This is a genomic window from Solibacillus daqui (assembly GCF_028747805.1).
Taxonomy (GTDB): Bacteria; Bacillota; Bacilli; order Bacillales_A; family Planococcaceae; genus Solibacillus; species Solibacillus daqui.
The window spans coordinates 2,060,369-2,086,374 of sequence record NZ_CP114887.1; the positions used below are offsets into that span (position 1 = coordinate 2,060,369).

General features: G+C 35.5%; 24 protein-coding genes. 20 read left to right on the forward strand and 4 right to left on the reverse strand.

Annotated features, from left to right (window positions below; genetic code table 11):
* The first annotated feature begins 126 nt into the window (after positions 1 to 126).
* From O7776_RS09935 to O7776_RS09965, 7 genes are all read left to right on the forward strand, one after another.
* Positions 127 to 801, forward strand: coding sequence for an HAD hydrolase-like protein (locus O7776_RS09935; protein WP_274306925.1), 675 nt, complete (start codon positions 127 to 129; stop codon positions 799 to 801).
* Between the two features lie 4 nt (positions 802 to 805).
* A complete protein-coding gene (locus O7776_RS09940) occupies positions 806 to 1,141 on the forward strand; it encodes a serine hydrolase (RefSeq protein ID WP_274306926.1) in 336 nt (111 codons plus the stop codon).
* A 154-nt stretch (positions 1,142 to 1,295) separates the two neighbouring features.
* Entirely contained in the window at positions 1,296 to 1,715 is a 420-nt protein-coding gene (locus tag O7776_RS09945) for an SRPBCC family protein (protein WP_274306927.1), read from the forward strand.
* A complete protein-coding gene (locus tag O7776_RS09950) occupies positions 1,716 to 2,090 on the forward strand; it encodes an ArsR/SmtB family transcription factor (protein ID WP_274306928.1) in 375 nt (124 codons plus the stop codon).
* Between the two features lie 362 nt (positions 2,091 to 2,452).
* Positions 2,453 to 4,321, forward strand: a complete 1,869-nt coding sequence (locus O7776_RS09955) for an FAD-dependent oxidoreductase (RefSeq protein ID WP_274306929.1) — start codon at positions 2,453 to 2,455, stop codon at positions 4,319 to 4,321.
* 320 nt (positions 4,322 to 4,641) lie between these two features.
* On the forward strand, positions 4,642 to 6,405 hold the full coding sequence (gene recQ / locus O7776_RS09960) for a DNA helicase RecQ (protein ID WP_274306930.1): 1,764 nt from the start codon (positions 4,642 to 4,644) through the stop codon (positions 6,403 to 6,405).
* 239 nt (positions 6,406 to 6,644) lie between these two features.
* A complete protein-coding gene (locus O7776_RS09965; protein ID WP_274306931.1) occupies positions 6,645 to 7,892 on the forward strand; it encodes a helix-turn-helix domain-containing protein in 1,248 nt (415 codons plus the stop codon).
* 43 nt (positions 7,893 to 7,935) lie between these two features.
* On the opposite strand, the gene msrA is transcribed toward O7776_RS09965, so the two are convergent.
* Positions 7,936 to 8,451, reverse strand: a complete 516-nt coding sequence (msrA, locus tag O7776_RS09970) for a peptide-methionine (S)-S-oxide reductase MsrA (protein WP_274306932.1) — start codon at positions 8,449 to 8,451, stop codon at positions 7,936 to 7,938.
* Between the two features lie 182 nt (positions 8,452 to 8,633).
* On the opposite strand from msrA, the gene O7776_RS09975 reads away from it, so the two are divergent.
* From O7776_RS09975 to O7776_RS09985, 3 genes are all read left to right on the forward strand, one after another.
* Positions 8,634 to 9,575 carry an LCP family protein gene (locus O7776_RS09975; RefSeq protein ID WP_274306933.1) on the forward strand — a complete coding sequence of 314 codons (942 nt, stop codon included), beginning with the start codon at positions 8,634 to 8,636 and terminating at the stop codon, positions 9,573 to 9,575.
* Positions 9,576 to 9,650: 75 nt separating this feature from the next.
* Entirely contained in the window at positions 9,651 to 10,880 is a 1,230-nt protein-coding gene (locus O7776_RS09980; RefSeq protein ID WP_274306934.1) for an AI-2E family transporter, read from the forward strand.
* A 204-nt stretch (positions 10,881 to 11,084) separates the two neighbouring features.
* Positions 11,085 to 11,474 (forward strand): cysteine synthase, encoded by a 390-nt coding sequence (locus tag O7776_RS09985; protein ID WP_274306935.1) that lies wholly within the window; start codon positions 11,085 to 11,087, stop codon positions 11,472 to 11,474.
* A gap of 218 nt (positions 11,475 to 11,692) precedes the next feature.
* Here O7776_RS09985 and O7776_RS09990 read toward each other — a convergent pair whose 3' ends face one another.
* Positions 11,693 to 12,850, reverse strand: a complete 1,158-nt coding sequence (locus O7776_RS09990) for an aminotransferase class I/II-fold pyridoxal phosphate-dependent enzyme (protein ID WP_274306936.1) — start codon at positions 12,848 to 12,850, stop codon at positions 11,693 to 11,695.
* Between the two features lie 158 nt (positions 12,851 to 13,008).
* Between O7776_RS09990 and O7776_RS09995 the strand changes: the two genes are divergently transcribed.
* The 3 genes from O7776_RS09995 (at position 13,009) to O7776_RS10005 (ending at position 15,929) form a co-directional block, all read left to right on the forward strand.
* Positions 13,009 to 13,827, forward strand: coding sequence for a hypothetical protein (locus tag O7776_RS09995; RefSeq protein WP_274306937.1), 819 nt, complete (start codon positions 13,009 to 13,011; stop codon positions 13,825 to 13,827).
* Positions 13,828 to 13,926: 99 nt separating this feature from the next.
* Complete coding sequence (locus O7776_RS10000; RefSeq protein WP_274306938.1) at positions 13,927 to 15,396, forward strand: FAD-binding oxidoreductase; 1,470 nt, start codon at positions 13,927 to 13,929, stop codon at positions 15,394 to 15,396.
* Between the two features lie 11 nt (positions 15,397 to 15,407).
* Positions 15,408 to 15,929 carry a hypothetical protein gene (locus tag O7776_RS10005; RefSeq protein ID WP_274306939.1) on the forward strand — a complete coding sequence of 174 codons (522 nt, stop codon included), beginning with the start codon at positions 15,408 to 15,410 and terminating at the stop codon, positions 15,927 to 15,929.
* Positions 15,930 to 16,070: 141 nt separating this feature from the next.
* Here O7776_RS10005 and O7776_RS10010 read toward each other — a convergent pair whose 3' ends face one another.
* Positions 16,071 to 16,868, reverse strand: coding sequence for an enoyl-CoA hydratase/isomerase family protein (locus O7776_RS10010; protein WP_274306940.1), 798 nt, complete (start codon positions 16,866 to 16,868; stop codon positions 16,071 to 16,073).
* A gap of 326 nt (positions 16,869 to 17,194) precedes the next feature.
* On the opposite strand from O7776_RS10010, the gene O7776_RS10015 reads away from it, so the two are divergent.
* The 7 genes from O7776_RS10015 (at position 17,195) to O7776_RS10045 (ending at position 24,276) form a co-directional block, all read left to right on the forward strand.
* A complete protein-coding gene (locus tag O7776_RS10015) occupies positions 17,195 to 18,064 on the forward strand; it encodes a tyrosine-type recombinase/integrase (RefSeq protein WP_274306941.1) in 870 nt (289 codons plus the stop codon).
* A 41-nt stretch (positions 18,065 to 18,105) separates the two neighbouring features.
* Positions 18,106 to 18,507, forward strand: coding sequence for a hypothetical protein (locus tag O7776_RS10020; RefSeq protein ID WP_274306942.1), 402 nt, complete (start codon positions 18,106 to 18,108; stop codon positions 18,505 to 18,507).
* Positions 18,508 to 19,139: 632 nt separating this feature from the next.
* Positions 19,140 to 20,084: a tyrosine recombinase XerC gene (locus O7776_RS10025; protein WP_274306943.1), complete on the forward strand. Its 945-nt coding sequence runs from the start codon at positions 19,140 to 19,142 to the stop codon at positions 20,082 to 20,084.
* 156 nt (positions 20,085 to 20,240) lie between these two features.
* Complete coding sequence (locus tag O7776_RS10030; protein ID WP_274306944.1) at positions 20,241 to 20,402, forward strand: transcriptional regulator; 162 nt, start codon at positions 20,241 to 20,243, stop codon at positions 20,400 to 20,402.
* Positions 20,396 to 20,566, forward strand: a complete 171-nt coding sequence (locus O7776_RS10035) for a transcriptional regulator (RefSeq protein WP_274306945.1) — start codon at positions 20,396 to 20,398, stop codon at positions 20,564 to 20,566. Before O7776_RS10030 ends, O7776_RS10035 begins: the two co-directional genes overlap by 7 nt.
* 189 nt (positions 20,567 to 20,755) lie before the next feature.
* Positions 20,756 to 22,279: a methyl-accepting chemotaxis protein gene (locus O7776_RS10040; protein WP_274306946.1), complete on the forward strand. Its 1,524-nt coding sequence runs from the start codon at positions 20,756 to 20,758 to the stop codon at positions 22,277 to 22,279.
* Positions 22,280 to 22,569: 290 nt separating this feature from the next.
* Positions 22,570 to 24,276 (forward strand): putative bifunctional diguanylate cyclase/phosphodiesterase, encoded by a 1,707-nt coding sequence (locus O7776_RS10045; RefSeq protein ID WP_274306947.1) that lies wholly within the window; start codon positions 22,570 to 22,572, stop codon positions 24,274 to 24,276.
* 164 nt (positions 24,277 to 24,440) lie between these two features.
* Here the strand turns inward: O7776_RS10045 and O7776_RS10050 are convergent, their stop codons facing one another.
* Positions 24,441 to 25,814, reverse strand: a complete 1,374-nt coding sequence (locus tag O7776_RS10050; RefSeq protein ID WP_274306948.1) for a nucleoside-diphosphate sugar epimerase — start codon at positions 25,812 to 25,814, stop codon at positions 24,441 to 24,443.
* Between the last annotated feature and the right edge of the window lie 192 nt (positions 25,815 to 26,006).

Sequence of the window (26,006 nt, forward strand, 5' to 3'; positions counted from 1 at the left end):
TAATCTAAAAAAAGCTAACAAGGCAATAACAAATCAGCATGAACTAATCAAATATATGCAACTATATTTGGAAATTTTAGTTACACTATAATAGATACAAGAAAAAACAAAAGGGGCGTATACAAATTGAACATTGCTATCATTTTTGATATGGACGGAACATTATTTCAAACAAATCGAATTTTAGAACCTGCACTTGAAGTCACTTTTCAGCAATTACGTGAAATGGGATTATGGGAAGGCATTACTCCATTAGAAAAATATCGTGACATTATGGGCGTGCCACTAACAGTCGTGTGGGAAACGTTATGTCCACACCATACAACTGAAATGCGTGATAATACTAATCGTATTTTCCAAAGTGCACTTATTAAACTGATTGAAACAGGAAGTGGCGCTTTGTATGAAGGTGTCGAATATACACTAGAAAAATTAGAGCAAGACTATCCATTATTCATTGCTAGCAATGGACAAACAGCTTATTTACAAGCAATTGTAGAATACTACCAATTATCACGTTGGATTAAAGGGGTTTATAGTATTGATCGAATCGCTTCAGGTAACAAATCTGAGCTTGTAGCGCTTGTCATAAAAGAACATAGTATCAAACAAGGATTTGTAGTTGGAGATCGTGCATCTGATATTAAAGCTGCTGCAGACAATCAACTAACATCAATTGGCGTAGATTTTGATTTTGCCCAGGAAAATGAACTGCAAAAGGCTGACTATGTAGTGAAACGATTTGAAGAAATTAATACTATCGTAAAAGATAAAACAAGCTACGAAAAATGGGAGGAATAACGAATTGGTTAAAGAAATAATAAAGGCATTTGAAAATACATACAAAACATTAAATTGTACTGTTGCAGCACTAATTCTATATCAAAATAATGAATTGAAAATAGAAAAATATTGGGGCTATCAAAGTGCAAAAGAGGATGCGAGAGCGGTTCAAGCAGATACGAAATTCCATCTTGCATCATGCCGTAAAAGTTATATAGCTTTTGCTGTGGCCTATGCGTTACATGGAGGTTTTATCCGTTCTCTAGATGAAGAAATACTTCAATATCTACCATCTAGCCAACAGCTTACGGTGTATAATGATTCCAAGCGAAAATATTGTAGCAGTACGTGCGTTTAATAGTTTTGGTAATCCAAAAGGCTATGATTATCTACGTGATGTGAAAGACTTTGGAAACGTAATTGTACAATGTTTTCAATAGATAGATGGATGTAAATTAATATTGACATGAAACCAAATGGTTTTATATTAGAAGAGAAAAGTAGGGGAATTAATGGGAAAAACATTACAAGATATAAAACAGACAGTTGTCATTGAAGCACAGATTCAAAAGGTATGGGAACAAGTATCTACTGCTGAGGGCATTGCATCATGGTTCATGCCTAATGATTTTCTAGCACAAGTAGGACATGAATTCCATTTTCAATCACCTTTTGGACCTTCACCTTGTAAAGTAATAGAAATCAAGCCCCCAAATCGTCTTTCTTTTTCATGGGATGTGGAAGGATGGTTTGTTACCTTTATTTTAAAAGAGCTGGGAGAAAAAACTGAGTTCACACTTATTCATGGCGGTTGGAAACAGTCAGATGAACTTATAGGGAAAGCGAACGAAAAGGCTTCGGTTATTCACGATAGAATGTCTGGTGGCTGGATTAACATCATCGGAAATCTTCGTAAGTCATTGGAGAGCTAAATGTCCGCATCTCAACAAAAGTATGATGTATTTCAAGCGATTGCTGACCCAACGCGAAGAGAAGTTCTAAGATTACTTGCAGAAAAAGAATTACCTATTTCAGAAATTACATCCCATTTCCCGATTAGTCGTACCGCAATTGCCAAACATCTCCGCATTCTTTCAGAAGCTGAACTAGTAAGTGGACATAAGGTAGGAAGAGAAAAAATATTCCGACTGCATCCTGAACCGTTAATGGAACTAAAGCAATGGCTTGCTTTTTACGAGCAATTCTGGGAAAACAAACTTTCTATATTGAAGCATATTGTAGAAGGTCACGGGGAAAATAGGCTGAAAGTGATAAAATCTGAAACTAAAGAAGACCGGCATATTTAATTGCCGGTCTTCTTAATGTCTCAAATAGTAAAATGGGTTCCCGTCGAAAATAAGTAACACTGAGGAAATCTATCTTTTGTAACGGATTTCCTCAGTATTGGATTTTAATAAAATTAAGTTTACATAATCTTATTATGTTTCATACTTATTCGTAATCTTGATGGCTATCACTATGAAATGGCAACGATATGAAAAGATTGGTTATTACTTGAAGTTGTACAAAATGAGGAATTACAAAACTTTACAGCATTATATCGTACAAATCACTTACTTATACAAAAGTAACTTTCTCAACATATACATAGAATTTCTTCTGTACTAATGTATAATTTGAAAAGAGATAACATTCAACAGGGGGCATCATGAAAAATAAAAAACTACTCTTAACTATCGCTATTTTGGCGGTATTCATTACAGCAATATGTGTTATTTATGTGATTACCAAACCAAAAATATTAAAACAATCATACGCAACACCGATCACACTTCAAACATTTGATAACGAATATGATGTCATTGTTATTGGGGGGGAACCAGAGGGAGTTGCTGCAGCGGTAATGGCTGCCCGTAGTGGTTCGAAGACATTGTTAATCGAAAAGCGCGAAGATTTAGGCGGCCTGTATACATTTGGTATGCTCAATTTTCTAGATATCCCCAAAAGTGTAAACCAAAAAAGCATTAGCCGAGGCGTATATGAGGATTGGCACAAATTAGTTGGAAACGGCAACGGATTTGATATTCAAGATGCAAAGGCAGCTTTTAAACAACTCGTTTATGCTGAAGAAAACTTAACATTAGCAGTCAATACAACTGTTAATAACCCAGTGATGCACAAAAATACCGTAACCGGAGTCGAAATTGAAAACGAATATGGGGCTTTTTCTATAAAAGGGAAAGTGTTTATCGATGCCACTCAAGATGCAGATTTTGCAGTAATGGCACAGGTTCCATACTTTTTAGGTGGTAAAGATATTGGCATAGAAGATAAGAAAATGGCTGTTACTTTAATGCTTCATTTAAAAAATGTTGATTGGCGTGGTGTTAAAAAGGCCGCGAAATCTGAAAAATTTGGCCCTGCAACTGTAACGCGTTCTGTTGCTTGGGGATTTTCAGAACTACATGATATGTATCAGCCTGTAGAAAGCAATACACGCTTACGAGGCTTGAATTTAGTAAAACAAGACGAGGATTATTATATTAATGCCTTACAAATTTTTGATGTCGATGGGGTGAATGAAGCAGCAAAATTGGCAGCAATTGAAAAAGGAAAACGTGAAACACTACATATTGTCGATTATTTGCGCAAAGAATTTAGCGGATTTGAAAATGCTGAAATTGTCAGTTATCCAACTGAGCTATACGTTCGTGAAACAAGACATATTTTAGCAGAATACCAACTTCCGATGTCAGATATTTGGACAAACATGGATCATTGGGACAATATAGGGTATGGTGCTTATCCAGTGGATGTCCAAGCACAAACTCCACAGGATTATGGCTATGTCTTATCAACGCCAGAACAATATGCGATTCCGTTTCGTTCGCTAGTGCCATTAGAAATTGATGGACTACTCGTTGTAGGACGTTCTTCAGGCTATTCGTCTCTAGCAGCTGGGAGTGCACGTATAGTCCCAACTGGAATGGTGACGGGCGATGCAGCTGGCATTGCAGCTTCACTTGCTATTCTTGAAGGGATTACGGTCAGAGAATTAAGTAAGGATGAAGAGTTAATTGAACAGTTGCGCACTAATTTGAAACAGCACGGTGCATTTGTCGATCATATAACTTCTACTTACCCTTATCAGGATGAATGGTTCGATCAATCTATTCAATTGTTAATGGATTATGGATTAGTAGTTGCAGGCTATGATAATGAATTGCCGATTGAAAAAGAAGTATCCACGCATAATTTTATGAATATGTTAATGAGCGCATCGAAACGAATGGCATTAGAAAGTTCAGCCGCATACAGTGACCAGCTACAAATAAGCTATGATGTTTTATGTAGTAGAGAAAATAGACCGCTCGATTTACTGGAAGCAAGTGACATTTTATCGTTTATTTATCTAAATGATTCAACGTCAAAAGACAATTGGGCTAGCCTAATTGATGCGGAAGTAATTAGTGAAAAAACTGCTAAACAAATCGAAGCAACAAATCATCCTTTAACTATGAAGGAACTTTACGCGATTTGTGCAGATGTAATGCGCTATATGGAGTCTCGCGAGTAATATCTGGATTTAACAAAAGTGCATAAAAAGCTGGACAAATAATGTCCCATACGAAAAGCCACAAACGCTGATTTAATAAAGTTTGTGGCTTTTTCTATACAGCTTTGAGGATATAAATCCCTGATAAATAGAGAACAAATCTCTTAAGTTGGAGTATTAAGTCTTTTAACGTTCCATTCAATATTTACTCACATTGAGTAATTTCACTGCTAAAACCGATCAGTTGCAGACTACTTACTTTTGGTGGGCTACCGTATGTACGCTTTTACGAACAAGTATTTCCATGTATAATAAGCTAACAGCACTATTCGGGAGGTATTATGAATACACAAGCATTGCAACATTTAAAAACATATTTTGGTTATGACTCATTTCGACCTGGCCAAACACAAATAATTGAAAGCGTACTAGAAAGCAAAGATACGCTCGTGATTATGCCCACTGGTGGTGGGAAATCATTATGCTATCAAATCCCAGCACTATGTCTAGATGGGACAACACTTGTTATTTCTCCACTTATTTCACTTATGAAAGACCAAGTAGACATGCTTACGAATAGTGGAATTCCAGCAGCATTTATTAATAGCTCGCTAAGCTTTGATGAAGTACAAGACGTTTTATACGCGGTACGTAGCGGCAAAATTAAGCTATTATATATAGCACCAGAGCGTTTAGAAAATGAGCGCTTTTGTATGGAATTATCGCAAATAAAAGTACCACTATTAGCCATTGATGAAGCGCATTGTATTTCGCACTGGGGACATGATTTCCGCCCAAGCTATCGAACGATTCAAGGATTAGCAAATTTATGGGAGCAAAAGCCAACTGTGATCGCACTTACAGCAACGGCTACAGAAGAAGTAAGTGCGGATATTCAACAACTGCTGTCAATTGACGAAGAAAATACCTTCATTACAGGCTTTGCACGTGAAAATTTAGCGTTTTCGGTATTGCTTGGTGAAAATAAAGAAGCCTACGTGAAGCAATATGTAAAAGCAAATTCTAATGAAGCCGGTATTATTTACGCAGCTACGCGAAAATCAGTAGAAGCCGTTTATGAAATGCTTTCGCGTGCAGGAGTTGCTGTTGCAAAATATCATGGAGGTATGTTTGAGGAAGACCGCACATATGAACAAAATCGCTTTTTAAACGATGAAGTACAAGTAATGGTCGCAACAAACGCCTTTGGAATGGGTATTAATAAAACGAACGTGCGTTATGTGCTTCACTACAACATGCCACGCAATATGGAAAGCTATTATCAAGAGGCTGGTCGTGCAGGGCGAGATGGTTTAGAAAGTGAATGTATACTGCTTTATGCATCATCTGATGAGCAAACGCAGCGCTTTTTAATCGATCAAGCGCAGGACCGTTCCCGCATTCCTTTAGAGCTAGAGAAACTACATAAGATGATTGATTATTGTCATACTGAGCGTTGTTTACAAAGCTATATTATCGATTATTTTAGTGATCCAACGAGCTCAAATTGTGGTAAATGTGGCAACTGTACGGATGATCGGCCACAGCAAGATGTCACAACTGATGCACAAAAAGTTTTATCGTGTATTGTCCGCATGGGGCAAAAATTTGGTAAGCAGCTAACTGCCTCTGTTTTAGCTGGTTCACGAAGTAAGAAGGTAACAGACTTCAATTTTCACAAGCTACCGACATATGGTATTTTAAAAACGATGAATGCAAAGGAAATTGCCAGCTTTATTGAATTTTTGATTGCAGAAAAGTTAATTATTGTTCATAACGGTCAATTTCCGACACTTGCAATTTCAGATTTAGGGAAGGACGTATTGCTTGGCAAACACGCCGTACTCCGAAAACAGGCGCGTATTATTAAAGCGCAAGTAGATACTAATGATCCACTATTTGAAGTGCTACGCCAAATCCGTAAAGAAATCGCTGACCGTGAAAAAGTACCGCCTTTTGTTGTATTCTCGGATAAATCACTAAAAGATATGTGTATGCGTCGTCCAAAAAACAGCTCGCAATTTTTAGAAGTAAGCGGTGTTGGGGAAAGTAAACTCGAAAAATACGGGAAAACATTTATCGACGCTATTATTGCAAATTCGTAACACTAAATTAAACATTTTATTGAACGATTAAACTAAAATATATACTTCTAAATTTTTGTAGAAAAAGAAAATATACCCTCATTTGTACAGCCACCTTACGTCAATGTTATTTTACAATACCAAATAAGTATGTGCTTCACGGAGTTTTCTGTATATTCATTAAACTTTAAGTTAAGCTATTGTAAAAAAGTTGCATTCATAGTTTAATTATAATATTCAGAAAAAAGTGTGGTGGGGATTTGGAGACATTAGGTACACGTATCAAAATGCTTAGAAAACAAAAGAAATTAACGCAAACTGAGCTAGCAAAAGACCGTTTAACTAAGGGGATGCTTAGTTTAATTGAAAATGATAAAGCAAAGCCTTCAATGGAAAGCCTACGCTTCATTGCCCAACAGTTAAATGTTGAGGTAAGCTTCTTAATAGACGATGGAACTTTAGCTCAGCTGCGAGAATTGTACTTAGATATAGAAGATGATATGGAACGTAGAAAGATCATTCGTGATCCAGATGAACTTCAATCTTTAACGGTGAAGATGATTGAAAAAATTGAACCGCACTTAGCGCAAATTCAAGGGACTAATTATGAGCAAATTCGTTTACGAGAAGTCTACTTTTTAATGAACCGTACGATTAATAATGCAAAATCACTTGATGAATATTGGAAGTTTATTGATCAATATGAGGCGATACATGTATATAGTAGAATGTTGCGTTGTTATTTCTATTTATGTTCAGCTGCAATAGAACAGCGAAATTACGCAAAAACACTAGCTATTCTAAAACAGGGCGAGGAGCGTATTATGCCCTATGAGCTTATTATTGACCCGATTGTTCGTTTAGATTTGTATTATAATTTGACGATTTCATATTCGGCTGTAGATGATGTTAAAATGTCGAATTGTTATTTGCAAAAAGCATTAGAACTGGCTCAGAAAAAACAAATCTTATATCGTATGGACCGCTTTTACGAAATTTTATTTATACAATCTGTTGCAAATGAGGAGTATGAGAAGAGCAAGCTATATATCGAAAAGCTGAGCTTATTATCACAATTTGCGGATGAACCGTCCATTACCATTCTTTATGTCTATAATTACTTACATTATTTAAACAATGTTGAATTACAGTTCGAAACAGTTGAGCCAATGATTGAGCATACAAAAGAAAAATATAAGGCAAGCTTATTTTTATTTAAAAACCCTATTTTTCTTGGTGAACAAATGTACGCTCAATATCAAATGCAAAACTTTGAGAAAGTGATCGAAATTGGTACTAATTTTGAAATACCTTCTTATTTACATCATCCAATTGACTTAGCGAAATATTATCGTTATTTTGCAATACGCGCATTAGCATATTTCCATTTACACGATGAAGTAGCTGCAAAACGAGATATTATTTTTGCAAAAAATGGGGTAGAAGATTACCCTGAAACCATTTACAAAAAATTTATTTACGAAGCATTCCATACTATTTTCAAATAAAAAGATAGCAGCGCCCTAGAGGGAACGTTGCTATCCGATTTAATTATTTCCAATGTGCATCAATAAACGAATCTCGACCCGATTTTTCACGATCTTCTTTATAATGCTTTTGTTCTTTTTTATAATAATCTTGGTGATAGTCTTCAGCTGGCCAAAATGTAGCCGCCTCCTGAATTTCTGTAACAATTGGCTTTTTAAAACGACCACTATCAGCTAGTTGCTGCTTGGACTTGTGAGCAGCCTCAAGTTGCTGATCGCTATGTGTAAAAATTACAGTTTTATAAGATTCACCGCGGTCGTGGAATTGACCTCCCGCATCAGTTGGATCAATTTGCATCCAAAATATTTCAAGCAAACGCTCATAACTAAATACTGTTGGCTCAAATTCAATTTGAACAACCTCAACATGGCCAGAATCACCGCGCTTTACATCTTCATATGTTGGGTTTTCAATATGGCCACCCATATAACCACTTGTTACTTTATTAATACCATCCCACTCTACAAATGGCTTAACCATACACCAAAAACAGCCACCAGCAAATGTTGCTTTTTTCATCTAAACACACTCCAAGTTGCTAATAAATATAGTTATTATATCCTGTTCAAGTCATTCAAGCAATGCATTTTTTGATAGTAATACAAGTGTTTTCATAATAATTGTTGCCATTCATAGAGATTTGCAACTAATTCCATCTTAATTCGTCTATACTTCATGTAAATAGAAAGGAAGTTATTTTTATGGAAGAGCAACCACGTCAAGCGCGCTATCAAAAGAATCGTAAGTTAAGAAAAGGGCGAACACTGTTAGTTGCCTTATTAATTATTATTATCGGTATATCCGCATATAGTTATTTCCAATACAAAAAGGGATATAATTTAGCATCTGAAACTAAAATTCCCGTAGAGCAATTTGAACCCGATGAAAACCATCGAACAGTTGAAAATTACCTTATTGCTGGGGTAGATAGTCGTGGGGAAGAGCAGTCACGATCAGATACGATGATGTTATTATCATGGAACCGTGATACGAATGATATGAAACTCGTTTCATTCATGCGTGATATTTATGCAGATATTCCAGACTACAAATCATATAAGCTAAATACAGCATATTATTTAGGTGGCATCTCCTTATTAAAGGAAACGTTAAACAATATGTTCGATGTACCAATCCATCATTATGCAATTATTGACTTTAAAAGCTTCGAAACATTAATCGATATTTTAGCGCCAAACGGTATTGAAATGGACGTTGAAAAGGATATGAGTGGGGACATTAAAGTCGAAATAGAAAAAGGTTTGCAACATCTAAACGGGAAAGAATTACTTGGCTATGCCCGTTTCCGTTCAGATGCTGAAGGGGACTTTGGGCGTGTAGAACGTCAGCAAAAGGTCATTGAAGCATTGAAGGAGGAACTAATATCTCCCAAAAACATCTTGAACATGCCAAAATTCGTCGGTGCAGCTGAGGGCTATATCACAACAGATTTAACAAGTAAAGAGCAATTATCAACGGTTTTAAAAGCAGTTTCTGGTGGAACAATGAATATAGAGAAGATGACAATACCAGCTGAGGGGACATACAGCTTTGGAAGTTATCGACATGCAGGTTCTGTATTAGAAATTGATGTTGAACAAAATAAACAATTATTACACGATTTTTTAAATTTAACCGAGTAACCATTAGTTCATAGGTTAATATTCATGCTAAAATAAAGGATATAGTTAATTTTGTCGATATGTTGAGGTGGTCTTTTGGAAAAAGAAAGAGAAATAGACAGAGCTAATAAATTACCGCAAGAAAAATCAAATTTTTTTGCATCACATTTTATCCGTTTTTTAGGTGGGAAAAATTTATTGTTCCTGCTTGTAATCATCCTACTCGTTGGATGTATCATCTTTATGTACGATAAAATTTCATTCATTTTTGAACCATTAAACGTCTTATTTGAAATGATTATTTTACCTGGTGTTCTCGGCGTTATCTTATTTTATTTATTGCGCCCACCATTAAAGTTACTTTTGCGTTGGAAGATACCACGTGCATTAGCGATCTTAATATTATACCTAATCGTTATTGCGCTGATGGTGTTACTCGTTATATTAGTTTTCCCATTCCTACGTGATCAATTTACTAACTTAGTGCAAGAATTCCCGGTCGTATTAATGACCTTTGCAAATGATATATTGTCCTTTTTGAATAACTCGCAATTTGATGAGTATTTTTCAAAAATTAACTTTAATTATAATGAAATTTTGACAAACTTTACGGATGACTTTATTAATACGGTAAAGGATACGTTAACAGCTGTTACAACAAGTGTTGCGACAGGTATTACTGGATTTGTATCGGCAGTGACGGGCTTTGTACTTTCACTTGTCATTGTTCCATTTATTACATTTTACTTATTATATGAAGGCGAAAAAATGCCGCGCTTCATCTTGCTTTTATTCCCACCGCGCATGCGTGAGGAAATTGGTGAAGTTTTACATGATATGGATAAGCAAATCAGTTCATATATTCAAGGGCAAATTTTAGTGTCGTTTTGTATCGGGGTCATGATGACAATTGGCTTTGTAATTATCGGTATGCCATATGCGCTTTTACTAGGGTTCTTGGCCATGATTACAAGCGTTGTACCATATCTAGGGCCAATGATTGCTGCAACACCCGCTGCAATTATCGCCATCGTCAATTCACCATGGCTACTTTTAAAATTAGCGATTGTGTGGACAATTGTTCAATTAATCGAAGGTAAGTTTATTTCTCCACAAATTATGGGGAAATCACTAAGCATCCACCCAATTTCAATTATTTTCGTATTATTAACTTCTGGCGCATTATTTGGTGTTCCTGGTGTTATCCTTGGTATTCCTGGCTATGCCATTATTAAAGTGCTCGTAACCCATCTATATCGCTTATTTAAAGTACGCTACAATCGGTTCCAAACAGACGAATCAAATCGTTATGAAAAAATTAATTAACACTTTTAGCTGTGCCAAATAAAATTTTTGGTACAGTTTTTTTTGAAAAATCATGCGGTTTTGACCATTATTTCTAACTTCTACCACATTAGGTTTAACATCTGAAATAGCTAGGGAAAAATATAGAAGAAATAGTATAAATAAAATCTAGCTGAATATGTTAATAACAAACGCATATTAGGCAAAACAATCGGGGGAGTATTTATGTTAAGCAAATGGTTAATCACCATTGAGGAAAATGACGTAAAAGTAGAAACTGTAATAGAAAAAACAGAGCTTGTTGAAGGCGGAACTTTAAATGGTTCTGTATATATTACGACTGAAGATGAAAATGATTTCGATAAGATTGATTTCATTGCATTAAATGTATTAATTGTGCAGGCAAATGGTGTGCAAAATATTATTGCAAAACATTCATTTCAATTAGTAGGCAACATTCATTCGAAAGATGCTGAAATTGTTCCTTTTGAACTTATTCCAGACGATCGATGGATTTGTAATGAGGATGAGCACTTAATATTCAAAACGAAGGTTGTATTTTTAGACGGTACTGAATTTGAAGAGCAAGGATTTATTTATTATCATATGGAATAGGAAAGGGAGTGTCCGAGTAGTATTACTGGGACACTCCCTTTCCGCCGAAGATGGAGTCCAGCACGAAGCTGATCATGAATGCGTTGTCACACGATGTGACGGTTTTAGCATTCGTTCCTATTCTGACCACCGTGAAAAGCAGCCTAAAGCGGATTATTATTACACGAGGTTTGCACTGCCAAAAAAGTTATGACTTTTTGGACAGCCTCTTTCTTTATTTATAATGTAGCTAAACGTGCTACTGCTTTTTGTAACATTTCGACAGGTTGTACTAATGCTAAACGCATATAGCCTTCACCTTCAGAACCAAATACTGTTCCAGGGACCATGACAACTCCAGTCTCTTCAATAGCTTTAAAAGCAAAATCTACACAGTTCATATTTTGAGGATATTGCGCCCATACGAACATTCCTCCGTCACTTGGCGCTACCTCCCACCCAATTGACTGTAAGCCTTCCATTAATGTTTTATGGCGAGCTGAGAACGTTTTACGAAGCTCTGCTGTTACATCTTCTGCATTATCAAGTGCTAGTGCAGCTACTTGCTGGATTGGCTCAAAAATACCGAAATCCAAGTTCGATTTTAATTGCTTCATCATACTAACTAGTTCGGCATTCCCAACGATGTAGGCAATACGAGTACCAGCTAAACTAAAACTTTTTGATAATGAGTTAATTTCAAGCCCAAATTCTTTTGCGCCAGGAGTTGCTAAGAAGCTAATCGGTGCATCACCTTTGAAATAGAACTCTGAATATGCAGCATCATGTAACACGATGATGTTATATTTTTTTGCAAATGCTACGACTTCTTCAAAATATTCTAAGGAAGGCATTGCAGGTACTGGGTTACCTGGAAGGTTTAAAATTAGTAATTTTGCATTCTGTAAAACATTTTCAGGAACTGCTTTTAAATCTGGTAAATAGTTATTTTCTTTTGTTAATGGCATGTAGTAAGGTATAGCACCCGCTAAATGAATACCAGCATCATAAGCAACATACGCAGGGTTTGTAGTTAAAACAATATCTCCTGGATCACAAAAAGCGACTGGTAAATGTACTAAGCCTTCTTGTGAGCCAATTGTTTGTACAACTTCAGTTTCTGGTACTAAATCCACACCATTTACACGTTTATAATAGCGACAAACTGCTTCATTAAAAGTTTGAATACCCGTTAGTGTATAGCCGTAAGAAGATGAAAGCGCTGTTAACTCTGACATCTTTTGGCGTAAGTTTTCAGCAGGAGGAATATCAGGACTACCTAAGCTAAGGTCGATCAATTCCATACCTTTTTGTTGCTGTAATTTTGCATGATTTTTTAAGTCTCCAAAAATAGCAGGTGCAAATAGAGACATCTTTTTTGATGGTTGGATATTCAATGTAAAACACTCCTTAAAAACTTTCAAATGTAAGCCCCATTTTATCACACTCATACAGTATAATGGGGATGAAATCAGAAAACAGAATTAATTTACTACACAAAAGCGTTAAAGTGAGATAGAAGAGAAAATTTCTACGTTTTTAAAGGGGAATCATTATGGAAATATATTCATTAAGTGGGGCAAGTGGCACAGGAAAAAGTACGAGTGCGCTTCAATTTGCACACAACCATCATATACGTGCGATCATTGATGATGGTTTACTAATTATTGATGGAGAAAAGGTAGCTGGTACTTCGGCAAAATTCGAAAAATCTGTATTACGCGCAGTGCGTCGTGCAATTTTTGACGAAGAAGCACATCGAACGGAAGTACTTAATGTTTTACAAAAATACGAACTCCCTTCAATTTTACTTATCGGTACATCTACGAAAATGACGAAGAAAATTGCCGAACGCTTAGCATTAGGGCAAATTAAGCATTTTTATAAGGTAGAGGATATTCGCAGTGAAAAAGAGATTGATCGTGCTCGCTTTGTTCGTGAAATTCAAGGTCAGCATCTGATGCCTGTTCCTTTTCGCCAAGTGGAACAAAACTTTTTCAAACGCTTTATACAGCGCGGAATGGATATTATTGCACCAAATCGTGTAAAGATTGGTGAAACGACACTGGTGCGTCCAGATTTTCATCAGCAAACGATTACCATTGCAAAAACGGTTTATACGGACATTGTAAAGCATGTTGTTGAATCCAATTCATTGGTTACACGCATTCAGCATTTACAATGCATTGTCAATCAAGTCCCGCGTATATCATTCGAAATTTATTTAGCGGCTCCGGTGAATTATTCGATACCAGAGCAAATATTGGCGTTGCAGCAAGCCATTGCAGATAGCTTTTCAGTGCATTTCCACATGGAACCAGAACAAATTAATATTCGTGTAATAGGGATAGAAAGGAAAACGCACTATAGTTAGGGGTCTCGCCAACCATTTCCGAAATGTTGACGAGACCCCTTAAAGCCACCGTTAAGTATGAAATACTGATGACATACGATTTATAAAAAAGGAGTTAATATGCAAGCAATAAAGGAATTATCTATAAAACCATGGTTTCTTGGGAGTCTAGTTTTTGTTTTTGTTGTCGTGATCTTATGGAACATCCCGATTGAGAAAAGAAAATACGGACTCTCTCAAGGTAATTTAGCAACGGACTATACAGGTCTTCTTCCAGAACGTGTTGAACGAGTAGTTAAAGCGGAAAATCGTATGGAATTACAAAAGATTGTAAAACAAGCAAACAAGAATGGCCAGCAAATATCAGTTGCTGGATTACAGCACTCACAAGGAGGCCATACGTATTTCAAAAATGGTGTTGTTCTTGATATGCGGACATTCAATGAGGTATTAGAAATTGATAAGCAGGAAAAAACCATCCGTGTAGAAGGTGGAGCAACATGGGAAGATGTTCAAGAAGCCATAACACCTTATGGTTTGGCATTAAAAGTGACCCAATCTCAGTCGATTTTTTCGGTAGGAGGTTCCCTTTCAGTAAATGCGCACGGGCGAGATATTCGCTTTGGCTCAATGGCCAGTACGGTAAAAGAAATGACGTTATTAACCCCTATAGGAGAAATCAAGAAAGTAACCCGAGATAACTCAGAGGAATGGATGAAATACGTATTTGGCGGATATGGATTATTCGGTGTGATTTTAGATGTGACATTGGAATTAACGGAAAATGACGTATATACCATCCATACAGAAGAATTGAAAACAGATGAGTATGAATCCTACTTTAATAATTTATTAGATCATAATAATACAGCATTGCACTATGCAAGGGTTAGTGTTGCTCCAAATACCTTTTTAGACGAAATGTATGTGATTGATTACAATTACACAGGAAAACAGGATCATAAATCGTCACTCAAAGGAGAACAAGGTGTACATCTTAGTAAGCTGGCGCTTGATCTTGGACGACAAGGCGGATTCTTTGAGGATGTTTTTTGGGAAACTCAAAAACTATATATTGATTCAATTGACGGTAATACGATTACAAGAAATAACGCTATGCGCTCGGAGTCTACATTCATGGAATTTACGAAATCTGGTCGAATCGAAGTGTTGCAAGAGTTTTTTGTTCCAGTCAATTCTTACGAAGAATACATAAATGATGTAAAGCAGTTGCTCTCACCTAACGACAAAAATGAAGATTTTAAAGTCCATAATATTACGGTACGATATGTTGCTCAAGACAACCTCACCAGTTTGAACTATGCTAAGGAGGATATGTTTGGTCTAGTCATTTTGATTCAACATGGATTAAAAGAAAAAGAGATTGCTAATGCCCAAGAAATTATCCAAGATTGGACCAGTTTAACCCTTGAACATGGAGGAACCTATTACCTTCCTTATTATCGTTATCAAACAAAAGAACAATTCATAAAGTCTTATCCTGAATGGAAAAAATTCCAGAAAGAAAAATTACGAAGAGATCCAAATGAAGTCTTTCAAAATTTGTTTTATGACTATTACATCAAGTGAAGGAGCACAACATGAAAAATAGAAGTGAAGAGTATATCCCTCTTGTTGTAACTGTTGGACAGGTCGCTATTTTCCCATATTATATCGTTTGGTTAAAAGAAGTATCTTTGACCTTCACATTATTTGCATGGTTATTTGCCGCATTTTCTTTTGCGGCTGCTTGGGGCTATCGAGTCTTTCAATCGAAAAAGAATAAGAACAATTCTTATATACCTTTTATTTATGTAGGTATGGGAATTGTATACATACTAGTTGGTTGTATAAAGAATTCGTTTGAAATTCTTCTCTATGGTGTACTCCTATTGCAAGTCATCTTAGGGTTTTTACAGGGTTACTTTCGTGCATGGCATATTGAGCAGAAGGCCTATCATTTACACGCGGTTCACCATTATTTAATTGTCGGTGTTACTATGATTGGGCTTTCATTTGTTAAAATAATTTCCCCTGTTGTCTTTATTACTTTTTTTGGAATCTTGTTGTGTACGTGTGGATTTTGGACTCTTATTAGAAAAAAGAAAGCTGAACTTATCTAGGAGGCAGACCACGTTAATATTATTCCTACAGGAGTTTAAGTAGTTTAGGGGATGGACAAAAACACCCATATTGTATTTAGTAAATGAATAACTACCAAAAAATCCACTCAAGCATTTTCGTGCATTAAGTGGATTTTTTGTTTATTTTAATTTACGTGTAAATTGTGGTTGACGCTTTTCAACAAATGCTCGAACGCCTTCAGCAAAATCTGTTTGAGATACAAATGGTGTAGAACCTTCCCATAAGGCTGGTGTTGAATCGATACATTCTTTCACGGAGCGTTTTACGGCTATTAATGATTCAGGAGACATGCCGGCAACCAGTTTACCCATACGAATAGCAAAGCGATTTAAATCCTTTTCTGCGACTAAATAGTTTAACATGCCGGCTTTATAGGCTTCTTCGGCTTTATACATACGGCCAGTAAAAACAAAATCCTTCGTTGCAGATGGGCCAATTAAATCCACAAGGCGTTTTGCAAATTTATTGTTTAATGTAATCCCTAATTTACCAACAGGAATCCCCATTTTTGCCTTATCTGAACCGATTCGGATATCACATGCGAGCGCTAATTCTAAGCCTGCGCCCATTGCGGGACCATTTATTACACCAATAACAGGAAGCGGTAAGTTTTCAATAGTTGAAATCGTACGTTCCATATGAATAAATGCTTCCTCGGCTTTTTCTAAAGAGATAGAATTGAATTCTTTAATATCTGACCCTGCTGTGAAGTTCTCACCTGAGCCACGCAATAATAACACTTTGTTTTTTGGATTTTCTAATGTGCGTAGTGCAATTTTTGCGAGCTGATCCCACATATTTGCTGTTAATGCATTTTTTAATTGTGGACGGTGAATTGTAATAATCGCAAGGCCCGCTGTTTCCTGATAAATAATCTTTGCTTCTTCTGATTCTAGTCTTGTCGTTCGTACTTGCATAGTTTTTCCCCCTAAACTTTCCTTTTATCCTACATTAAGGGACAGTAAGACGCCCATTTCAAGCTGGTAAGTGTAATGAACTAGCTAAGTGGGTGATTCAATGTCCCTAAAAGCCCGATTGGTGAAAGCTTATGCTCGAGGAGTATGAGGAAAATCCTCACCGAGCAAAGATTCACTTTATCGCTCATTATAGACTAATTCAACAGTAGGAGACACGCAATTTAGAATTTTCAAGTAAAAAAGTGTAATGTTTAGCATTTTTGTTTAATCTTTTTTCTAACAATAGTGCTAAACATGCTACAATAAAAGCAAAGGAGTGAAGAAACATGCTGGATTTCACACCGAATGTTAAAGCGTTTGAAGCCTATTTAAAATCGTTGAATAAATCCTTTCATACAGTGAAACAATATACAATTGATTCCAATCAATTTTCAATTATCACCAGAAATAGCGAGGATATAAATGAAGCATTACAACGCTATACAATAGAAATCCAAACATTGTATCCATCTAAGAACTCCGTGAACCGCAAATTTGCAGCGATTCGCCAATTTTTATTATTTTTGCATTCACGGGGTGTCATTCCACTCTACAATGAACAATATTTGCAAAAGCTAACAAAAGAACAGACACCGCTTGTTGTATTGCCAATAAAGCAGTTGCAACAGGCATTAAGCTTTTGGCCGCATCAATATGATATTGCACTAACTGAAGAACATGCCTGGCTTGCATTACGGAACACAGCAATTGTCTATATAATTGCTGAACTCGCTCTGAAACCGGCCGAGCTTGTACGCATGCAATGGAGACATATAGACGACACCACAAATGAATTAACAGTAATAGCGTCAAAATCGTTCCGCATTTTGCCTATTACAAAAGAACTTTCTGCACTGTTGCTGCGTTATCAACAGCATACAACCACATTTATGCCGCTAACTGAGTATTCACCGTATGTTTGGCTTGGTGTTGGTAATAAGCTAGGGGAACCGATTAGTGTAAAAACAATAGAGCGGATATACAAAGCGATGTCCGAACAACTTGGTTTTAAAGTAACCGCTACAAATATGCGTTATCATGCAATTCAAAAAGAATTGAAAAATTCTGAGGATCTGGATCTATACAAACAATTTGGCTATGCTCGGAAGTGGGTATTAGATGAACGCGGTCAAAGATTTAATCAAAAGGAAAAATAATTATGCTACAATTGAATAAAATACCTAAAGGGGAGCAGAAAATGGCGATTTCAATGATGGAAGCATACGGGATTGAACTTTTAAAAGCGAATGGCATTTCGTTTGAACAATTAAGCGAGCAATTTAAGCAAAATCAGGGTGCATTTAATATTGATGAAAACTTTGACTTTACAGTACTCAAATCACTTTATGACACGGATTTTGACACATTCAAACAAGCATACACGGATATTTATACAGTAAAATTTATGACAATCAACGGCTTGCGTAATATTATGCGTATGCGCTTTAATATCCCGATTGAGCAATATGAAACATTAGAAACGGGCAACGGATTAAGAAATGTGCCCGCATCAGAAAGTATAGAACAGCAAATTCGAACAATCGTTTCTTCAAATTGGAACGTGGAGCGTAACGGTAAAACGTTAACGTTATTCGTATAAATGGAAGTAATTATTCTATTAATTTTGTTGTTTATTTTCATTCCGCTTATTTTTAAAATTGTTAGTAAAGTATTAAAATTTACACTGATTATCATCGTGTTATATATTTTATATATAATGTTTATAGGACAATAATGAAAGCAGCTTCGTTTTAAAACGAGGCTGCTTTTTGTCTTAGTGCACGGTGTTTGCTTCCGGTATCGCTTGTTAATCGATTATGAATTTGTTTACCAACTAATAGGTTAGAACTCGTAAGACCAATAATGGGTAAAATAATTGTAACCCCCAAAAATTTAGAACGACCACCTATCAACAAATTGGATACTTTAATGACTTTCCGCCGACTTCAAAGCATTATCCACCTCAAAATACCCCAATAATTGCAAAAAGAACGCTCTCATCCACTATCCGCAGAATCGACTTGAAACGAATCGAGATGTATAACTACCCACAAACAGTTATTTCACTTCGTCTGAATGCGAAATCGCAAACATAGAACAAACGTTCTTAAAAGCACCTATTTCACATTGAAATTAGCTGAAAATGGCCCATTTTATAAAAAAGGTTCCCAAATTTATATTTGGGAACCTTTTTTATGCTATAATTGATCTTAGAAAGGGAGATTTGCGTCTATGAAACTGCCAAAGTATTTACGAGACTTTTTAATTTACTTGACGACGATTACGGGGAAATCTCCTCGCACTCGAAAAGAATATGAATATGATTTAATATTATTTTTCCGTTTTATCAAGGCAATGGAACAAGACCTTGATATTAAAACTATACATACGATTGATATATCTGATATTACGATTGATAGCATAAAGGATGTAACTCTAGAGGATTTATATTTATTTATGGAATATTGTGAAATGCAGCGCGGAAATTCGGCAGCATCACGCGCTCGCAAGGTAGCAACGTTAAAGGCATTTTTCAAATATTTAAAAGGGAAACGTCGACTGATTGAGGATAATCCTGCCGAGCATTTAGAAACGCCAAAAATCGGGAAACGCCAGCCAGTATATTTAAATTTCCAAGAAGCACAACAATTTATTGAGGCTGTTGAATTTCAGCATTATAACTCACGTGATTATTGTATGATGATATTCTTTTTGAATTTAGGAATTCGTGTTTCTGAGCTTTGTTCATTGAATATGGATTCGATAAACGATCGCATGCTAACGGTTATTGGAAAAGGGGATAAAGAGCGCAAAGTCTATTTGAACGATGCTTGTTTGGCTGCGCTTGAAAATTATATGCAGGAGCGTAAAGTCTATAAAGGGGAAGGATCACAGCCATTATTTGTTTCGCAAAAAGGAACCCGTTTTGCTCGTCAAACAATCGCAAAAATTGTTAAGAAAATCAATCGAAACAGTATTACACCAAAGGATAAATTAACACCACATAAACTAAGACATACCTCGGCAACGATGATGTACAAGGCTGGTGCGGATATCCGAAGCTTACAAGCAATTTTAGGTCACTCCAGTGTAGCAACGACCCAAATTTATACGCATATTGAAGATGAACAAATTCAAGAAGTATTAAAGAACAATCCGTTTAATAGTTTTAAATAATAAGATTATGTAAACTTGTTACGCATTTTGAGCTATCATGACTCTAAATGCGTTTTTTATTTTTTTCAGAAAATTTATTGACACTGTACTACAACTGTTATATATTTAATTTACAAAATAAAATCTGTTATAGTACAAATGAGGAGATGACGAACAATGACAATGTTCCAACAAGGATATAAAGTATATGTAAAAAAATGCGAGCAGTTCGGATTAGAGCCAGTTAATTTCCGATATTATGTAATGCAATTATCATCAGAGCAGCTTCAAGAGTATAATACTTATGCATCAGAAATGGAGATGAAAAACGAATGTTAGATTACCGAGGTGGCTTCGAATATTATAAAGAAGCTTGCGAACGACATGATATAGAACCTATTAATTTTCATTATTTTATTATAAATTTATCCCAAAATCAGTTAATCGCCTATAATGATCGTGCATGTCAGAATAGGGGGCAAAATGAATTTGCAACTCCATAATTTCAGATAAATCATTTTACCTATTAGAAGTGTAAAATGATTTTTTTGTTTTTATAGGAGTATGTATATTTTAATTAGAATAAAAACACTTTACTTATAAATGATAAATTAGTAATATGTAAAAGTGATAAAATTTACCTAAATAAGGAAAAAAATCAATAATTACTATTAAAAAAGAAGGTGGAACAATTGAATTCCAAACGTAACAACTCGAAGACAATGCTAATTCTCACAACATTTGTTGTCTTATTATCAATCTTTACCCATCTATTACATCGTCAATTTCAATTTTTAGATGGCTATTTATTGCTGCAAGGCATTACAAATGTTGTTGGTGGTCTGTATGTTATGATGAATGTACTATTTGTTATTCCGGTAGTTTTATTGGTACTCACTTTTTGGCTATACAGAAAACAGCACGATGCTCAGCAATTATTCATGGCACTAACGTTAACATTTAGTAGTATTTCGATCATTGCTGGTGGTGACGGCTTAACAGAATATCATTTCTCCATTTTTATGGTTGTAGCGATGATCGCTAGTTTCCAACAAGTAAAGTACATTATTATTAGTACGGCTATTTTTACAGTACATCATTTAACAGGCTATTTTTTCTTTCCACAGCTATTATGTGGAACCGAGGATTATAGCTTTGCATTACTCATGATTCATGCGATTTTCTTAGTGATGACGGCTGTTTCTACAAGCATAGTCATTTTATCAACTCGCAAAGTGGAAACACGATTAGCAGTAGATAATGAAATAGCAGAGCAGCAATTGCAACAATTATTACGTCTAATTAATGAAGAAAGTAATCATTTACACGAGTTATCGGCACAAATTGCAATCGACTCTTCTGCATCTTTTGATTCAAGTCAGAATATTACCAATGCATTATCAAAGTTCCAGCAAAATGCAGAAAATGAAGCGAATTCATTAAACGAAAGTGTACGCAAAAACGAGGAAAGTATCCAGCAATTAGCAGGTATTCATGAACGTACTGAAAATGTTACGCAAAATGCGAAACATAGCCTAGAACGTGCAGCTCTTGGTAAAGAGAAAGTAAATGCCGTAACTAACCAAATGCTTGTCATTACTGAAACGGTTGCGTCGATTAAGCATCTAATCGAAATATTAGAATCACAATCGAAAGATATTTCAAACTCTTTAATGGTCGTTCATAACATTTCTGAACAAACAAAGCTACTGGCACTCAATGCATCTATTGAAGCTGCACGTGCGGGGGATGCAGGAAAAGGCTTTTCTGTAGTTGCAAGTGAAATTCGAAATTTAGCATCTAGTACACAAGAATCTGTAGTAAAAATGGATAGTGTACTTGAAGGGATTCAACTTCAAATCGGAAATGTTGCACAAAAGATGCAAATCGGTATGGAAGAAATTTATAAGGGTGATCAGTTTATTCGTGAAAGTGAGCATGCTTTTGAAACAATCTTGGAGATGATTTCAACATTAGAACAAGATATCGACCATATTTCAAATGCTTCAAAAGATGTCGTTAACCAGACGCAGTTATCGAGTTCGTTATTCAATGAAATCGCTCATATGAACGGGCAATCACTTCAAACCGTTAGTATCATTACTGATTCTGCCCGTCAGCAACAAACGGCATCCCAAAGTTTAGGACAAGTAATCACCCAATTAAACGCTGTAACCACTAAGTTAAAAGCTTTAACAGATCAAATGCATTCCTAAAGCCTAAAAGGTATATAAGTTGCTAGTAAATAATTACTACTTTTATCACAAAATTTATTTCATATCCTTTAAAACCATTTTAAAAGCCTCCCTTTTGAAATGGTTATTTCCTTTTTTTTAGGATATTTTAAGCCTATTAACATATGATGAAATTGTGAATGTTTCATAGCAGCCTATGAAATATCGATACTATTTTGCAGAAAAAGTTGGCTAAAACAGGGAAACCAATTTATAATTTTTAGATAAGAACATTGTAATTTTTATAATCCTAATGGATTGGAGATGTTATCATGACCAAAATGACAGATTCAAAAATTCTTGAATCAATGGAATTATCATACGAACAGCTTGTCGATTTGAAAGCTGCACTCGATAAAACTTCTATAGTAGCAGTAACAGATAAAAAAGGGCTAATTTTGCAAGTGAATGATCAATTTTGCGAGATTTCAAAATATAGTCGTGAAGAACTAATAGGCCAAGACCACCGTATTTTAAATTCAGGTTATCATCCGAAGTCATTTTTCAAAGAAATGTGGCGCGCGATTGGCAACGGTGAAACATGGCAAGCTGATGTTTGTAATCGTGCGAAAGATGGATCATTGTATTGGGTAAAAACAACAATTGTTCCGTTCATAGGTGCAAATGGTAAACCAGAGCGTTATATATCAATTCGAACTGATATTACAGCACAAAAGAATATAAAAAAAATTGCACATATCGCATATCATGATGATTTAACTGGTCTACCAAACCGTCGCAGTCTTTCAAAACGTATTGAAAACGAAATTTCAAACGGCTTACGTAATAAAAATCAATTTGCTGTATTTTTCTTTGACGTAAATCGTTTTAAAAATATTAATGACAGTTTAGGACATAAAATTGGAGACTTATTTTTAATCGAACTAGCGAAGCGTTTAACTGATATTGATACGCAATCAAACTCGTTCTACCGTTTGAATGGCGACGAATTTGTATATATTTTAGAAGATGTAAAACTTGTAAACGAAATGGCAGAGAAAATTTTAGATGTCTTTAAAGCAAGCTTTGTCTTTGACGAATATGAGTTTTACGCCAGCATCAGCTTAGGTGTTAGTGTTTATCCGGATCACGGGGAAAATGTATCGAAGTTATTAAAAACAGCAGATATTGCAATGTACGCAGCGAAAGCGAAAAAAGGCAATAGCTATAGTGTATACAGAAAATTAATGCGCGGTTCAAATGATCAATTTTTAGTGTTAGAAACAAAGCTACATAAAGCATTACGTGAAAACATTTTTGAGTTACGATTCCAGCCAACATATAACCTGCAATCAGGAAAAATTATTGGTACAGAATCGATCATTTATTGGCATGACGAAGATTATGGTGAAATGAACCCGGTTGAATTTATGCCATTTGCATCTCAATGCGGCTTAATTATTGAAATTGATCAATACGTATTAAAAAATTCGATTCAACATATGGTACAGCTAAAGCCGCATGTCGATGATGACTTCAAAATTACTGTGAATTTATCGACAGATTATTTAAAAGATGCGAACTTTATTGTTGATTTAACAACTTATTTAGAAGAAGCTCAGCTTGATTCTAAGCATATTGAAATTGAAATCTCTGAGTTATGTTTACTAGATACGGATTTACAGTTATACGATAAAATCAATCAAATTCATGAATTGGGCGTTACAATTTCAATTGATGATTTCGGTATGGGTTACTCGTCACTAAGCTATTTACGTGAAGTGCCAATCAGTTTATTAAAAATTGATCAATCATTTACTCATGAGCTAAACCTTGTACCTGCAAATGCCAAAATGGTAGCGGCGATTATTTCACTGGCAAGCGCACTCAACTTACAAGTGGTAGCTACTAAAGTGGAAAATGGTGAAGACCTAGCCATTTTAAAAGAGTTAAACTGCGCTTTTGTTCAAGGGTTATATTTAAATGATTTGCTTCCTTTACAAGATCTCATCGCATTTATTAAAGAAAAGAATAATTAAACGTTCAATTACGCCTCGGCGAAATTGCGTCCAGATTTTTTTCGTGCTTACTAAAAAAATCAGTGATATCTGCCAAAGGCTTTAACTTGCTTCATTCAGTAGGGGGTGGAACCTCGCTGAAGCAAGTTAAAAGGAGTGTCCCGTGTTTTTGGGACACTCCTTCTTTAATTATTCAAGTGACTTTCAATTCGGGCAAACTCATCTAAATCAATGCTTTCGATATATTTATAAAGTACATCGATATTGACTTGAATTTGGTCCTTATGTGATAAATAGAAATCCTCGGTTAAATGACGAATAATTAAGGGTACAACTTTGGAATGATTAAAACGATGCATATACTTCTCTAAAAAGTCGGTATTGACCGCTATATCTGTATTTTGGCCAAGTGCTTCAAAATCTATATATTTTATATGGGCCATTAAAAACTCTTCTGTTAATTGCTCATTATACTGACAGACATACGACCAATCGATTTCGTTTTTGTAGCGATTAATCCAGTGTAATTCTGATACAGCCGTAAATAACTTTTGCTGTGTTTTTGACATGATCGCAAACTTGTCGTCCATCTCGCTATTCGTTAAGCGCTTATCACCATAACGGTCGTATCTTTGACATTTTAATGACGGGATACCTTTCACTAAATGCTCGCTACCTGGCCATTTATAATTCCCACGGTCATATTCGAAATATTGTAAGTCCATGACTGGAATTTCATCCACTTCTGGTAAATAGACAATGTCAAATGATCGATAAAAGACATTACTTTCGATAAAATCGTCTATTTGATCTACAAAATCTGGATGAATATGCTTTTTATTTTTTAATAACTCATCAATTAAATACCGTTTGAAGCTCGTTGTAAGACGATTTAATACACTTTTATTATGTTGAAGTGCTTCTAAGTTCACTGCTTGTAGATGTTCAATTAAAAACTGCTCCGATAATAATGGATTCTTATAGCAAATGTACGTAAACGGAATATAGCCTAAATAAGGTAGTAGCTTACTATGGTGCTGCTTGGCGGCTAAATGCAGCCAGCTGTAATATGAATTAATAAACGCGCGGTCATACGGCAATATTTCGTAAACCGCTTCATCATTAGATTCTAATGCCCGGATTAAAGATAATGAATCAAAATGAGCCACGTCAAAGTCATTAGGAAACGGAATGGCCTCAAACGCCTTTTTTATATGGAATTGAACTTTCGGCTTTGTTGAAAGGAAGCTATATGTACCTATTGCGCCGCGCTCTTCCAGTAAAATATATGCAAGTTCCTGGCGTTCTTCACTTGTTAGTTCGCAACCCTTTGGAAACTTCACTGATGCAAAATATTGGGCTTTTGCTAAATCGTAAAAGAATTTATAGTCGCCTGCTTTTGTATAGGGCTCTTCAGAATTGTTTTGCTGCCAATAGAGAAGGGCACCGTTTATCGCTTCATAATTCGAAAACGTAATATTCGCGATAGAAAAAATATTTTGTGCTAATGCATCATCATACAATACTTTCATAAATTCTATTTTTTTAATTTTAAGCATAAGGCACCTCCAGTCTTTCTATTATAAACGTTCTTTAGATATTTCAAAACGAAAACTAGCTTATTATAAATAAGTTTAATTATTTTTACGGGTGGTATAGTAATTATAGTAAAGTTACGGTCATATAATATAAATGATTTACGGCTAGTTTAAGTATATTTATTGAGAATTCTATTACCTTCGTTGTATGCG

Bases quoted from the DNA above. Each gene is read 5' to 3' on its own strand.
- O7776_RS09945 (WP_274306927.1), top strand. From the start codon at position 1,296: ATGGGAAAAACATTACAAGATATAAAACAGACAGTTGTCATTGAAGCA.
- O7776_RS09950 (WP_274306928.1), top strand. From the start codon at position 1,716: ATGTCCGCATCTCAACAAAAGTATGATGTATTTCAAGCGATTGCTGAC.
- O7776_RS09955 (WP_274306929.1), top strand. From the start codon at position 2,453: ATGAAAAATAAAAAACTACTCTTAACTATCGCTATTTTGGCGGTATTC.
- recQ (WP_274306930.1), top strand. From the start codon at position 4,642: ATGAATACACAAGCATTGCAACATTTAAAAACATATTTTGGTTATGAC.
- msrA (WP_274306932.1), bottom strand. From the start codon at position 8,451: ATGAAAAAAGCAACATTTGCTGGTGGCTGTTTTTGGTGTATGGTTAAG.
- O7776_RS09975 (WP_274306933.1), top strand. From the start codon at position 8,634: ATGGAAGAGCAACCACGTCAAGCGCGCTATCAAAAGAATCGTAAGTTA.
- O7776_RS09985 (WP_274306935.1), top strand. From the start codon at position 11,085: ATGTTAAGCAAATGGTTAATCACCATTGAGGAAAATGACGTAAAAGTA.
- O7776_RS09995 (WP_274306937.1), top strand. From the start codon at position 13,009: ATGGAAATATATTCATTAAGTGGGGCAAGTGGCACAGGAAAAAGTACG.
- O7776_RS10000 (WP_274306938.1), top strand. From the start codon at position 13,927: ATGCAAGCAATAAAGGAATTATCTATAAAACCATGGTTTCTTGGGAGT.
- O7776_RS10005 (WP_274306939.1), top strand. From the start codon at position 15,408: ATGAAAAATAGAAGTGAAGAGTATATCCCTCTTGTTGTAACTGTTGGA.
- O7776_RS10010 (WP_274306940.1), bottom strand. From the start codon at position 16,868: ATGCAAGTACGAACGACAAGACTAGAATCAGAAGAAGCAAAGATTATT.
- O7776_RS10015 (WP_274306941.1), top strand. From the start codon at position 17,195: ATGCTGGATTTCACACCGAATGTTAAAGCGTTTGAAGCCTATTTAAAA.
- O7776_RS10020 (WP_274306942.1), top strand. From the start codon at position 18,106: ATGGCGATTTCAATGATGGAAGCATACGGGATTGAACTTTTAAAAGCG.
- O7776_RS10025 (WP_274306943.1), top strand. From the start codon at position 19,140: ATGAAACTGCCAAAGTATTTACGAGACTTTTTAATTTACTTGACGACG.
- O7776_RS10030 (WP_274306944.1), top strand. From the start codon at position 20,241: ATGACAATGTTCCAACAAGGATATAAAGTATATGTAAAAAAATGCGAG.
- O7776_RS10035 (WP_274306945.1), top strand. From the start codon at position 20,396: ATGTTAGATTACCGAGGTGGCTTCGAATATTATAAAGAAGCTTGCGAA.
- O7776_RS10045 (WP_274306947.1), top strand. From the start codon at position 22,570: ATGACCAAAATGACAGATTCAAAAATTCTTGAATCAATGGAATTATCA.
- O7776_RS10050 (WP_274306948.1), bottom strand. From the start codon at position 25,814: ATGCTTAAAATTAAAAAAATAGAATTTATGAAAGTATTGTATGATGAT.